This is a genomic window from Prosthecobacter sp., assembly GCF_014879935.1.
In the GTDB taxonomy this organism is placed as follows: Bacteria; Verrucomicrobiota; Verrucomicrobiia; order Verrucomicrobiales; family Verrucomicrobiaceae; genus Prosthecobacter.
On record NZ_JACSRD010000170.1, the window covers coordinates 1 to 13517 of the forward strand.

General features: G+C 58.6%; 10 protein-coding genes. 3 read left to right on the plus strand and 7 right to left on the minus strand.

The window, feature by feature from the left end:
• Together IAE77_RS17600 and IAE77_RS17605 are read right to left on the minus strand one after the other, a co-directional pair.
• Positions 1-642, minus strand: a 642-nt coding sequence (locus IAE77_RS17600; RefSeq protein WP_294229170.1) for a restriction endonuclease subunit S, incomplete at its 3' end; no start/stop codon positions are given.
• 3 nt (positions 643-645) lie between these two features.
• Positions 646-3045: a class I SAM-dependent DNA methyltransferase gene (locus IAE77_RS17605; protein ID WP_294229173.1), complete on the minus strand. Its 2400-nt coding sequence runs from the start codon at positions 3043-3045 to the stop codon at positions 646-648.
• Positions 3046-4791: 1746 nt separating this feature from the next.
• Between IAE77_RS17605 and IAE77_RS17610 the strand changes: the two genes are divergently transcribed.
• Entirely contained in the window at positions 4792-5892 is a 1101-nt protein-coding gene (locus tag IAE77_RS17610; protein ID WP_294229176.1) for a site-specific integrase, read from the plus strand.
• Between the two features lie 284 nt (positions 5893-6176).
• On the opposite strand, the gene IAE77_RS30930 is transcribed toward IAE77_RS17610, so the two are convergent.
• A complete protein-coding gene (locus tag IAE77_RS30930) occupies positions 6177-6572 on the minus strand; it encodes a helix-turn-helix transcriptional regulator (protein WP_345780994.1) in 396 nt (131 codons plus the stop codon).
• Between IAE77_RS30930 and IAE77_RS17615 the strand changes: the two genes are divergently transcribed.
• On the plus strand, positions 6547-6798 hold the full coding sequence (locus IAE77_RS17615; RefSeq protein ID WP_294229180.1) for a hypothetical protein: 252 nt from the start codon (positions 6547-6549) through the stop codon (positions 6796-6798). The genes IAE77_RS30930 and IAE77_RS17615 overlap by 26 nt on opposite strands.
• 13 nt (positions 6799-6811) lie before the next feature.
• The gene (locus tag IAE77_RS17620; RefSeq protein WP_294229183.1) at positions 6812-7342 is read left to right on the plus strand and encodes a hypothetical protein; all 531 of its coding nucleotides are present in this window, start codon (positions 6812-6814) and stop codon (positions 7340-7342) included.
• On the opposite strand, the gene IAE77_RS17625 is transcribed toward IAE77_RS17620, so the two are convergent.
• From IAE77_RS17625 to IAE77_RS17640, 4 genes are all read right to left on the minus strand, one after another.
• Positions 7339-8310 carry a tyrosine-type recombinase/integrase gene (locus IAE77_RS17625; protein WP_294229186.1) on the minus strand — a complete coding sequence of 324 codons (972 nt, stop codon included), beginning with the start codon at positions 8308-8310 and terminating at the stop codon, positions 7339-7341. The genes IAE77_RS17620 and IAE77_RS17625 overlap by 4 nt on opposite strands.
• Before the next feature lie 243 nt (positions 8311-8553).
• Entirely contained in the window at positions 8554-9678 is a 1125-nt protein-coding gene (locus IAE77_RS17630) for an ABC transporter permease (RefSeq protein WP_294229189.1), read from the minus strand.
• A 2-nt stretch (positions 9679-9680) separates the two neighbouring features.
• Positions 9681-12428, minus strand: coding sequence for a ribosome-associated ATPase/putative transporter RbbA (rbbA, locus tag IAE77_RS17635; protein ID WP_294229192.1), 2748 nt, complete (start codon positions 12426-12428; stop codon positions 9681-9683).
• The gene (locus IAE77_RS17640) at positions 12425-13495 is read right to left on the minus strand and encodes an HlyD family efflux transporter periplasmic adaptor subunit (protein WP_345780995.1); all 1071 of its coding nucleotides are present in this window, start codon (positions 13493-13495) and stop codon (positions 12425-12427) included. The genes rbbA and IAE77_RS17640 overlap by 4 nt, the downstream gene beginning before the upstream one ends.
• Positions 13496-13517 lie beyond the last annotated feature (22 nt).

The window sequence follows — 13517 nt, forward strand, 5'->3', positions numbered from 1 at the left end:
GAGGCCGCGGGTGACGGCGCGGTTGATGAGGATGGCCTTTTGCTCGTCCAGCAGCTCGATCTGCCGCTGCTTCTTCGCGATCAAGGCGTCGATCTGCGTCGTCTTCTCATCCAGGAAGGATGCGATTCGCTGCTGTTCATCAAATGGAACAACGGGAAGGTCCACCATCGAAAAGTTCTCGAATCGAAGGGCTTGGCCGTCTCGAATGAGATTGGAGGTGTTTCCAAGCGCTTCAATGTAGCGAGCTGACTTGAACAGGTGTCTAAAAAAACCGTGATGAGTTCCTTCACGAGGTGTGAGCGGGACATAAGCTGAACTGATCGCTCCATCATATTCTGAAGCTTCGATGCCGCCTTGAAAGCTTCTCATACTAATCACGAAATCACCTTTCTTGACCCGCTTCAGGAGCTCGGGATTCAAAAAGACGGTTGTAACGCGGCGGGCTTCTAGCTCAACGAACTTCGATTGAGGAATAACGCCATACTTTTGGGAGGCTGTTAGCTGTTCATCGCCTGGCTGACAGCGCTCTTTCCCCTGCGAGAAAAGCCACTTACTGCGTTCAATTCCCCAATGCTCCGGCACCTCGCCGAGCCATGCGACGCCAGAATCTTTGTAGGCTGGATATTTTGGGAAGGCGGTCATGGCTCAGGGCTGGGCGAAGCGGAGGATCTGCTCCAGGAGGCCTTCGGTCTCGGTTTCGAGCTGGCGGATCTCCGCCACCACGTCCTCCAGCGGGCGGAGGGGCTGGTGCTGGTAGAAGTATTTGTTGAAGCTGATCTCGCAGCCAATGACGGTCTTGTCCTCGTCCACCCAGGCGTCCGGCACATGCGGAAGGACTTCCTTCTGGAAGTAGGCGACGATGGCCTTCTCCGGCGACAGCGGGCCATCCGGTCCGGCCATGTAGGTCATGGGGACATTCTCGGTGTCCCGCAGCTCGCTGTCTGGCTCGTAATGGTAGATGGTGCCGCCATCGATCTCAGGGACAAAGACGCGGGCGGCGTCAAAGTCGAAGTCCGGGGTGATGTCGAGCAGGGTCTCACCAGCGAGGATGGGCTTCGCCTCGGGATCGCGCCAGGAGACGGCGTCGAGGATGGCCTTTACATCGGCGGGCTTGAGGTCGAGCTTCAGTTTTTTGACGGCCTTGCGTGTGTCTTCGGCGAAAACGTTGAAGTCATGGCTGGTGGCCTCGCCGAGATGCTGGTGCAGTTTCTCGGCGGCGGCAAGGAGGTCGCGCCGGGTGGTCCAGGTGGTGGTGTCGAGGAGCTTCTTCTTGTTCGCCGGGGTGATCTCGATCTGCTCCTTTTCCAGCCAGTGCTCGATGGCTTCCTTTTGCGTCGTGAGGAAGCCTTTCTCATAGACCTTCCCGCCCCACTGCTGCCAGATCCATTCCATCTCGGTGCTGAGGGCGGGGATGAAGCGCAGGGTGGCGATGCGGTCGGCGGTGTATTGGGCGGACTTCCGCAGCGGGCGCTCGACGGTGATCTTCCAGTAGCCGAACTCGTGGTTGGGGAAGGTTTTGCTCTTCAGAAGTGAGGCAGGCACTCCTGCCTGCCCGTTTGCGGGTGAAGTGCAGACAGGAGTGTCTGCATCACATTGAAGGTAAGCCTGGGTGATCTGATCGAGGTGCGCAGCGGTGAAGGCGCAGTTCTTTTCGCCGAGGTTTTTGCGCAGCTTTTCGTAGAGCTGGGAGGCGTCGATGAGCTGGACCTTGCCGCGTCGCTGCGGGGCTTTGTGATTGGACAGCACCCAGATGTAGGTGGTGATGCCGGTGTTGTAGAAGATGTTGTTTGGAAGCTGGATGATGGCCTCCAGGTAGTCGTTCTCGATGAGGTAGCGGCGGATGTTGCTGGCCCCGCCGCCGGCATTGCCGGTGAAGAGGGCGGAGCCGTTGTGAACGGTGGCGATGCGGGTGCCGAGCGGGCTTTCGCTGAGGCGCTTCATCTTGCTGACCATCTCCATGAGGAAGAGGAGCTGGCCGTCATCCACGGCAGGTGCGGCGGAGGCGGTTTCTTTGTCTCCCTTCACATTCGGGAGCGTGACCTCGAAGCGGCCGTCGATGATGACGGTCTCGCTGCCTTTCTTTTCCAGAATCTGGCCCTGATCGGTCTTCCAGCTCTTCCCATACGGGGGATTGGAGAGCATGAAGTCGAAGCGCAGCGTGCTGAACTCATCCGTGGCGAGGGTGGAGCCGTAGCGGATGTTCTCCGGGTTGTTCCCCTTGATCATCATGTCCGACTTGCAGATGGCGTAGGTCTCGGGGTTGACCTCCTTGCCGTAGAGATACACGGCGGCGCTGGAGCGGATGAGGCCCTCGGGGTCGAGGATGTAGTCCTGCGCCTCGGTCAACATGCCGCCGGAGCCGCAGGCGGGATCGTAGATGGTGATGACGGGCGGGAGCTGGTCCTTCACGGGCTCGATGAGCAGGTGGACCATGAGCTGGATGACCTCACGCGGGGTGAAGTGCTCCCCGGCTTCCTCGTTGTTCTCTTCGTTGAACTTGCGGATGAGTTCCTCGAAGACGTAGCCCATGCCAAGATTGCTGAGGCCGGGCAGCTTTTTCCCATCGGGCGCGGTGGTGTCGTTCGGGTTGAGATTGATCTCCGGGGAGACGAACTTCTCGATGACGCCGAAGAGGGCATTCGCCTCGGCCATCTTCCGGATCTGATTGGCGAGGTCGAACTTCTCAATGATCTCGCGGACGTTGTCGCTGAAGCCATCGAGGTAGTGGGTGAGGTTTGCGACGAGCTGGGAGGGATTCCCGAGCAAGGTCTTCAGGGTGAACCTGGAGGTGTTGTAAAACACCTGCCCGGAGGCATGGCGCAGGCCATCGGGATCGAGCAGCGGGAGCCTGGCCTCCTCCTTCTGAAAGCGCACCTCTTCCAGCACGGCAGCCTTCGTGTCCTCCAGCAGGCAATCAATGCGCCGGAGGACGAACATCGGCAGGATGACATCCCGGTATTTCCCCCGCACGAAGACATCCCGCAGGCAGTCGTCGGCGATGGACCAGATGAAGGAGACGAGCTTGTTGTGGGCGGAATGATCCATGCGGTGGTTTTCTTATCCAAGCAGGGGATGATGCGGATGGCAAGTGAAGGAAGGTTTGGACCCGCCGGCCACGTTTTCGAAGCCCACGGCCAACGCGGCGGCGTTGCCCGCGCTACATTCGGCTTTCGGCTTTCGGCTTTCGGCTTTCGGCATTCCGCATTCCGCATTCCGCCACCGATCCCGTCACGGACGCGACGCAGCGCGTCCCTACCCCTCTCGGGAGGGCCTTTCGCAGGACTGCGAGGGATGAAACGCGTGCTCAGGTGCCAAGGCCCTGATTTTCAACGCTTTAACCGCAGTCACCGGTCCGGGTTCCTCGAAAATGACGCTCAAAAACGTGAGGATCTGGGGTCAGATTGTCACGATCTGGGGTCAGATCGCGACGATCTGGGGTCAGATCGTGAGGATCTGGGGTCAGACTGCGACGATCTGGGGTCAGACTGCGACGATCTGAGGGCAGACTGCGACGATCTGGGGTCAGATCGTGACGATCTGGGGTCAGATCGTGACGATCTGGGGTCAGATCGCGACGATCTGAGGGCAGACCGCGACGATCTGAGGGCAGACCGCGACGATCTGAGGTCAGGCTGCGACGATCTGGGGTCAGATCGCGACGATCTGGGGTCAGACCGCGACGATCTGAGGGCAGACTGCGACGATCTGAGGGCAGACTGCGACGATCTGAGGGCAGATCGCGAGGATCTGGGGGCGGACTGCGACGATCTGGGGTCAGACTGCGACGATCTGGGGGCGTGGGCCGGGGACTTGGAGACTGGGAGACTGGGAGACTGGGAGACTGGGAGACGATGAGACGATGAGACGATGAGACGATGAGACGATGAGACCATGAGACCATGAGACCATGAGGCCATGAGACCATGAGACCATGAGACCATGAGACCATGAGACCATGAGACCCTGAGACCCTGAGACGATGAGACCGGAACCTGCTCGTCGATGGTCGCGTCCGGCCTCGTCGTTCACGCTCTGACCATTCTCCCGACTCACTGCACCGTTTGTCAGTGTGAAGTCGCTGTGACGGTTGGGTCGAAAGATCAGGGGTCGAAAGATTCTCAGACACCCTTTTCCTGCCCCCAATTATCTACCCCAAAGGCCTCCATCGCAGGCTCGGAGAACCGAGCGAGGACGACGGCAAACCGCGAACCGCGAACTCACCCCTCAGCGCGGTCCTACCGTCGGAGGCGGGCAGGATTCCCCGCGCTACTTTCCAGCATCCAGCATCGAGCATCCATCAATCCGCCCATCCAGCGGACAAGAGTGTCCACGCTCCCTTCATCCAGCATCAGCGTCTGATCAGCGTCCCATCAGCGGTTCAAAACTCCGGGACTCCAGCGGGCTTTTCTGAATCTGCGGGAGATCCTGTCATCGGCTTTTTCAAGGCGGACAAGAGTGTCCGCGCTCCCTTCATCCAGCATCAGCGTCTGATCAGCGTCCCATCAGCGGTTCAAAACTCCGGTCGGCGATTCCAGAGAGTTGGCCGAAAAGGAGGAAAGAGGGGAAAAAAGGCCAGAGACTGATGATCTCCCACAGATTCAGGCAGGCCCCCAGATTGGTTGTGTGCCGCCTCGTCGTTCACGCCGACAGACAGGAGTGTCCTATTACAAATTAGCTTTTAAGCCCTTTTTTACCTGTATATTTGAGAGTTGCGCCGGTTCTCCTTGCGGTTTTATACACTTGTTTTATACTCGCTCCGCCGCCCCTCTCCGTGGGTAACAGCGGCTTCTTATGAGCGCTTCAAAGACTTGGACTTTCTCCGGCATCCCTCATCTCTACCGCCACCAGAAGGGCACGTATTACGCCCGTCTCTCCATCGGCGGCAAACCGACTTTTCGCAGTCTCAAGACCAAGGTTTTGAGTGTGGCGAAACCCCAACTCAACGAGATCCTTCAAGACAACGCCCATCGTGATGAGCTGGGCAAGGATACTGTCATCACTGAAAAAATGACTGGAGCGGAGGCGCTAGCCATCCGTGAAAGCCAGCTTCAAAACGACCCATCCACCAAGAAAAGCACCAAGCGCTACTGGAAGGAAATTGTCGGACTCATCAAGAAAACTTGGCCCGATTTCGCCGTCTTGGAAATGCGTCGAATCTCTGTTCAGCACTGTGAGCAATGGGCAGGTGAGGCGGTCAAGGTGATGTCAGCTACTCGTTTCAACAATTGCCTCCTCATTTTGAAATCCCTGTTCAAGATCGCCATCAAACAAGGGGTGCGCCGCACCAATCCGGCTCTTGAGGTCAAGCGGGCAAAGGTTCGTCCAAAAGACCTCTCCGGTAAGCTGCCCAGCAAAAGCCACTTCAAGGAGTGGGTGGCGGCACTTCGCGCCGCTCGTGGCCGGACCTCTCAGGACCGAGCCGATTTCGTCGAGTTTCTGGCTTACACGGGAATGCGTCTCGGTGAATCAAAGTTCGTGCTTTGGAAGCACTGTGATTTTTCAAAAGGCGAATTCCTTGTGCTTGGTGATCCCACAGACGGCACCAAGAACGGCTTGTTTCGGCGCATTCCGATGATTGCAGCCGCCAGAGAGTTGCTGGAGAAGATGAAGGCGCGTAGCAAACCCGCTTCGGTCGATGAGCCGGTGATTCGTGTGAAAAGCGCTTATGCCGCCATGGGGCGGGCGGCCAACAAAATTGGCATCGCACCGCTCAGTCATCATGACTTGCGCCATCTTTTTGCGACGATTTGTATCGAGTCAGGCGTTGATATACCGACTGTCTCGCGCTGGCTGGGTCATCGGGATGGAGGGATTTTGGCAATGAAGGTTTATGGACATCTTCGGAACGAGCATTCTCTGGCGGCGGCGACCCGTGTTTCCTTCGCTGCTTGAGCGCAGCAGTCCATTTCTTCGCGCCTTTAGATGAAGGAGTTTTTTTCTTTGCCTTGCGCTTCGCGACCCTTTTTGTGTGCGATGGAGCGCCGAGATAGCGCTCCGCGCCATTGAGCAGTTTATCGACCTCTGACTGTGGGATGAGTGTTTGGCCGAGCTTCGTGATGGCCTTCACTTTTCCCGCGTAAAGCTGCCGATAGCCCCATGTTCGTTCCTTGCCGAATAGGGCGGCGAACTCCGCTGGAGTGTATGTGGCTTTGTCTGTCATCTTCAGAAGAAGGTCTTCACTGAGTCACCTTCCGACCAAAACGATGCTGTTCATCTGGCGGGAAAAGCACTGGCAAAGGTAGTTTCAGAGCGCTCGAAATCTCGACCAGCTCAAGGTCGGTCACGCATCGGATGCCTGACTCGATCTTTGCCAAGGTTTCCCTCGAAACATCCCAGCCGCTTCGTTGACACAGGCCCGCAAACTCTGACTGCGACATCGCCAAGTGCGTGCGGTGCTTGGCGAGTTGTGGACCGATGAGGTTCTTGGCAGTGCGGGACATTTCAATCTCAGAAAATAGATCAGATTCCGTTTGCGGGGGTTCTGATTTCGGAACAATGTTCGGTATTCGGAACAAAAGTTCCGATTTCAGAACAACATCCACTATTATGAACATCATCGTTAAGCGTCGCATCGGTCCCGATCCTCACGAGGGCGGGAGACAATCTTCGAGTTCATCAGGCTGCCCTGACATCCTGGAACTCGACAGTGGCGATTTCGCCATCATCGGCCAGGACATCACCGCAGCAGCCATCCCCGCGCTCCCTTCTTCCGCAGGCTGCGCAGCGGAGGAGCGGGTCATCCGCATTCCACGCGAAATTCTGCTTCGCGCAAAAGGCGACATCGCTCGCCTTGCATGAGATCCCACCCCTCTTGCCTTCGTCCCCACATTCTGTTACAAGGCAGGGTGTGGGGATTTTTGTGGAGTGGTTCGGGGCCAACTGGTTCAACCTGTTGCAGACCGTCGCTATCGTTGCCGGGTTGTTCTTTACCGGACGATCCTTTCTCGTGGATACCAGAATCCGCCGGATTTCCAACTTGCTCAACATCACCGAGCATCATCGCTCCATCTGGCAGCAGGTGATCGACAAGCCAAACCTTCTGCGAGTTCTGAACGCAGAAGCAAAACTCGACATCAAGCCCATCACACTTGAGGAGCGCATCTTTGTGAACCTCATCATTCTGCATCTGACAGCCGTCATGGCTGCCATCAGGGGACGGGTTCACGAGCAACCAGCAGGACAGGATGAGGATTTGCGCGAGTTCTTCAGTTTGCCCATTCCCAACAAGGTTTGGAAGGACTCCAAACGCTTCCGAGAACCTGATGTCATCGCATACATTGAGTCTCTGCTCAAACCAAAGCCCAAGAAGCGTCGTCGAAAGCTGCGCTGGTGGTTCCGCTAATAGCTCACTTTGAAAGTTGGTGAGTCTTCCGGTTTGGTTTTGCGCCTGTCATAGAGCCGCGTGGTCGCGATGCTCGCATGACCCAACCACTCCTGCACCTTCGCAATGTCAGCTTCATGATCCAGTGCATTCGTTGCCGCTGTCGCCCGTAACCCATGCACACAGACGGCGCTTGGATCGAGGCCAAGCACACGCGCATACTTTCTCACCACATCCTTGTAAACTCCGTGTCCGGTCAGCGCTTCATCGAGACTGCCGGATGAGTTCTTGATCGGACGAAAAAGGGCGCTGCCAGGTTTGTCTCCATGCCCCGCGTGCTCCAGGTATTCGCTGATACGCTGCAAGCTGTGCGGATGCACGGGCAGGAAGCGAATCTTGCCACCTTTGCCGTGAACGCGGAAGTGCAACACGCCGCGCCTCGATTGCAAATCACCGACCGCGAGCGAACACAGTTCAGCTCGACGCAAACCATGAAACAGCAGAATGGAAAGAATGGCGCGATCACGCAGCCCTTTGAGAGTGTCAGGTGCGGGTGCTTCGAGCAGAGCTTTCGCCTCAGCATCCCCCAACGCAGGGGATTTGCCTTCGTTCGTGCCTTGATTGGGACGCTTCACGCCATCAGCCGGATTGAACGGAACGGCATTGCACTCGCACAGGTAATCAAACAATGAAGCCACGGCAGAAAGTTTGCGGCGCACCGTGGACGCTTCCAAAGTGCGCGTCTCAAGCTGCTTGCGCCATGCAATGAGATGCGACCGTTTCACCAGGCGAAATTCTTCCGCTTGGTGAATGCCTGCGAACCGCATGAACTCCTGAACGTCGTTCTTGTATGCTCGCCGCGTGTTCGCGTTTTCGATGTTCGCGAACCACTCGACCTCTGGCGGCACGTTCGCCAAATTTTGAAACTCTGATGCCGTCAGCAAACGCTTGCTCGTTTCGACGACCAACCCTGAAGAACCATTAACCATTCCAACCCCCTCACCCTGAACGCATTATAGTAGTGATAAAATACATTATCAATACCATGTGGATCATTTGAAATATTCGCTCCAATTGTGCTCCAAGCGATTCGAATCTGTGCTCTTTTAGCAACAGAATTTTTTGTCGTAAATCGGAACAAACCGGTAATTGTAACCCGCGTTGCTACCACTGACTGACTCGCCAATACAATTGGCAGAAGTCCGTTTCTAATCCTTTGGACACCTGATGGTTCACGCCATCAGGCTTATGGTCTTGCGGAAGCGGGCCAGGGCCACGGAGTAAAAGACCGTGCCGATGGCAAGCAGCAGGACAAACGGCTGCCACACCACTTTGAGGCCCGCGCCGCGATAGAGGATGGCGCGGGATGCTGAGATGAAATGGGTCGTAGGTGCAGCCTGCATGATGTTTTGGACGAATTCCGGCATGCTTTCGCGCGGGGTCATGCCTCCGGAGAGCATTTGCAAGGGCAGCAGGACTAGGATGAGCAGCAGGCCGAACTGCGGCATGGTGCGCGCCAGCGTGGCCATGAAGATTCCCATTGAAGTGGTGGCAAACAAATGCAGCACCGCGCCGGTCAGGAACAGCAGGATGGAACCCTCGATGGGCACATGCAGCAGGCCTTGAACGACGAACAGCAGGGAGAGTGTGGTCGCGACGAGGACGACGAGGGCCATGGACCACACTTTGGAAAGCATGATCTCGGCGGGTTTCACGGGCATGACGAGCAGGTGCTCGATAGTGCCGTGTTCGCGCTCGCGGATCAGCGCCGCGCCGGTCAGGACAATGGAGAGCATGGTGACGAGGTTGATGATTTCCATCAAAGCTCCGAACCAGGCCGGGGTGAGGTTGGGATTGAAGCGGGCGCGTAATGTCAGAGTCACGGGGGCTGCAGGGACGCCGCGATAGCGCTGGAGAAACTCGGTGACCTCGCCATTGATGATCTGCTGGACGTAACCACTGCCCGTGAATGCCTGGCTCATCCGCGTGGCGTCCACATTCAACTGAAGCGTGGGACGCATTCCGGCAAGAACATCGCGCTGGAAATCAGGCGGGATGATGATGGCAAAGGTATAGTCTCCGGCATCCAGCCCCGCATCCACGTCGGCTGCGGAGATCATGGCGGGTGACATGAAGCTGGGTCGCTGAAAACTGGACGCGATTCGGGCTGAGAGCGGCGAAGTGTCCTCATCAGCGATGGCGATTGGGGCATGATGCAGTGCTTCCGGCATCGCCGTGGCAGATATGTAAACCATGGCCGTGAAGGCATAGACGATGAGCCCCATCATCATCGGGTCACGGGCCAGGCTCCAGAGTTCCTTCACCCCCAGGCGATAGATGTTGGCGAGACGGCTCATGATCAGGTGTCTTGCTTGCGGATCAGGGCAATCGCGACTCCCATGATCACAGGGACAGCCAGGATCAAAGGAATGAATGAGGCGTGGAGATCGGAAAAACCAAGCGCCTTGCTGAAGACGCCGCGACTGATCGTCAGGAAGTGCGTGGCCGGGTAGAGCCTTCCGATAACTGCTCCGGCACCTTCCAGTGAGGAGACAGGATTGATCAGGCCCGCGAACTGGGCAGTGGGAATCATGGTGCCAATCATGGTGACAAACATGGCTGCGATCTGGCTGCGGGTGAATGCCGAGGCCAGCAGACCAAAGCCCGTGGCGAACACGACGAAGATGAGCGCGGCGGCAGCAAGTGTGGTGAAACTGCCTTTGACGGGCACGTCAAAGACGGTGACAGCCAGCAGTGTCATCAGCAGGAAATTCAGCATCCCAAGAAAGATATAGGGCGCTTGTTTGCCGATCAGAAACTCGCTGCGCGTCACCGGTGTCACATGGAGGTTGACGATGGAGCCCAGCTCTTTCTCACGCACCACGGAGAGTGCTGTGAGCATGGCCGGAATCATGAGCAGCAGCATGGGAATGACAGCCGGAACCATGGCGGGCCGACTGCGCACATCCGGGTTGTAGCGGAAGCGTGTCTCGATGTTCAGAGCACCCGAAGCGGACTCAAGCCCGGAGCTCCGCGCGGCCATTTGTGCCAGCCAGCCCTGATGCATTCCCGACACATACCCCTGCGCGGTCTCGGCACGCTGCGGCATGGAACCGTCCACCCACGCGCCGATTTGCACGGGGGCTCCACGCTGCGCATCGCGGGCGAAACCGGGCGGGATTTCGATGGCGAGCGCCAGTTCGCCGGAACGCATCCGGCGGTCGAGATCGGCTTCGTCAAGGATGGGAGCCTGCTGCACAAAATAGCGCGAGCCGTTGAGGTTAAGGACATAGTTTTGGCTCAGGGTGGTCTGGTCGTGGTCCAGCACGGCGAAGCTAAGGTTTTCCACGTCCAGGCTGATGCCGTAGCCCATGACGAACATGAGCAGAGCCGTGCCGAAGAGTGACATGCCGGCAAGCACCGGATCGCGGCGCAACTCCAGCGCTTCTTTCCGCATGTAGCTGAATGTCCGGCCAAAGGCGAAGACCCGCTGTACGGGTGGTGCGGAGACACGGCCGGCGTCAGGCATCGGGGACACTGCCAGGGAGGATGCGGCGGGCAGATTGTCGCTGGCCGACGCCTCTTGAAGATGTTTGATGAACACCTCCTCCAGCGAGTGGGCACTGCTGTCCCTCACCAACTCTTCAGGGGGACCGCTGACGAGCACCCGCCCGGAGTGCATCAGCGAGACGCGGTCACACCGCTCCGCCTCGTTCATGAAATGGGTGGAAATGAAAATGGTGACTTTGTCCTGCCGGGCCAGATCGAGCATGAGTTGCCAAAACTGATCACGGGCGATGGGATCGACGCCGGAAGTCGGCTCGTCGAGGATCAGCAAGGTTGGTTTGTGAACCATGGCCACGGCCAGGGACAAGCGTTGCCGCACGCCGAGCGGCAGCGCCTCAGGCATGGATGAGAGCACGCCTTCAAGCCCGAAGCGCTTCGCCATCTCATCCACCCGGGCCGGGATTTCTTCCGCAGGGACCTGGAACAGGCGGGCGTGAAGAACGAGGTTTTGCTCCACCGTCAGTTCCGTGTAGAGGGAGAAGGACTGCGACATGTAGCCGACGCGCCGACGCGTACCGACATCACGCGGATCGACTTCATGGCCCAGCAGCCATGCCTTGCCCTCCGTGGGCGGCAGCAGGCCGGTGAGCATTTTCATGGTCGTGGTTTTGCCGCAGCCGTTGGAGCCAAGGAACCCGAAGATCTCGCCGCGCCGGATGCGCAGATCCACCCGCTCCACGGCAGTGAAGTCGCCGAAACGCATGGTCAGCCCCCGTGCTTCGATGGCGGTCACATCCTTCTCGGAGGGGGCGAAGCGGGAAACCACCACCGGCTGGTGGAGACGCCGTTTTTCCTCCGGCAGCAGGGCGATGAAGGTGGCATCCAGGGAATCCGTCGCGGTGCGTGTGCGCAGTTCGGAGGGAGTGCCGGTGGCCAACACCTTGCCCGCATCCATGGCCACCAGCCAGTCGAAGCGATCTGCCTCCTCCATGTAAGCCGTCGCCACAATCACGCTCATCCCAGGCCGTTCCCGGCGGATGCCGTCCACGAGGCTCCAGAACTGGCTGCGAGAGAGTGGATCAACCCCTGTGGTCGGTTCGTCGAGAATGAGCAGGTCCGGGTCGTGGATGAGCGCGCAGCAGATGCCCAGCTTCTGTTTCATGCCGCCGGATAGCTTACCCACCGGGCGGTCAAGGAAAGGCCGCAGACCGGTGCGCGTCGTCAGTTCGTCGATCCGGCGGCGGCACTCGGCGCGGTCATGCCCGAAGAGACGCCCGAAGAACTGCAGGTTCTCTTCAATGGAAAGGGTGAGATACAAGTTCTTGCCCAATCCCTGCGGCATGTAGGCGATGCGTGAGCACACCGCACGGCGATGTCGGGCGCTGGCCATGTCGCCACCCAGCGTTTCCACCTTGCCCGCCTGCACCTTGTGTGCGCCTGCGATCAGGGAAAGGAGGCTCGATTTGCCAACGCCGTCCGGGCCGATCAAACCCACCAGGCTGCCGCCGGGCAAATCAAGATCAATGCCATCCAACGCAAGCGTGCGTCGATGGCGGAGACGCACTCCGCGCAGACTGGCAACGACGGCGGCGGTGTTCATTGGGGCAGCTTTAATGCCAGATGGGAGGGCCACTCCGCCTGCGCGTCGATCTTCACCCACGCGACTCCCGGCAGCCCCGTCTTCACACGCTCCAGATGTTCTTTCAGCAAGCCACGGTCAATCTGCGCTTTGACGCGAAACATCAACTTCTGGCGTTCGCTCGCGGTCTCCACCGTCTTGGGCGTGAACTGCGCGACGCTCGCCACATACGAGACACGCGCCGGGATCACAAACTGCGGTGCTGCATCCAGGATGAGCCTCACCTCGCTGCCGAGCGCCACCCTGCCCGCCACTGTCTCGGGTAGAAAGAAGGTCAGATACACGTCACCTAGATCCACGAGGTTCAAAACCTTCCCCCCAGCGCCCAGCACCTCTCCTGGTTGCGTGATCAGATACTGCACCCGTCCATCGCGGGGCGCTTTCAGCGTGCAGTCATCGAGTTCGGCCTGCACGCGGCCCACAGTCGCCTGCACTGCCTCCACCATCACCTCTGCATCCTGCACCTGTGCGCTGGCTGCGGCCACAGCACCCCCGGCTGCCGCCACCTGCGCCTTTGCCGCCTTGATCGCCGCCTCTGCGCTTTTCGCGCGGGCACGATCATCGTCGAGGTTTTGTTCGGACACCGCATTCTTTGTCGCAAGCGATTCGGTGCGCACCAGCCGTTGCTGCGCCGCCTGCTCCTCGCTCTCGCGCTGGAGAACCACAGCCTCGGCTGCCAGTTTTTCGCTCTCCCGCGCCGTCACCTGCGCCTGGGCGGTGATGATCGCATTTTTCGCCTGCCGAAGCTTTGCCTGGGCCTCCAGAAACTGGGCATCCAGAATGTCGGTCTGAATCCGGGCGAGCACCTGGCCTTCCTTCACGAAATCGCCTTCACCCACCAGAACCTCCGCCAAACGCCCAGGCACTCGGGCTGCGAGATTGATCTCGGTGGCCTCAATGCGTCCGTTGCCAGATACGACCCCTGGAGCAAGATCGCCCTTCAGGCCATGCCGCCAGAAAAGGACAGCCGCCACGGCTAAGACTAAGGCGAGCACGACGGCTACCGCCAAGATTCGGGATTTCAGCATATTCATCGTGTTAAATAAATCA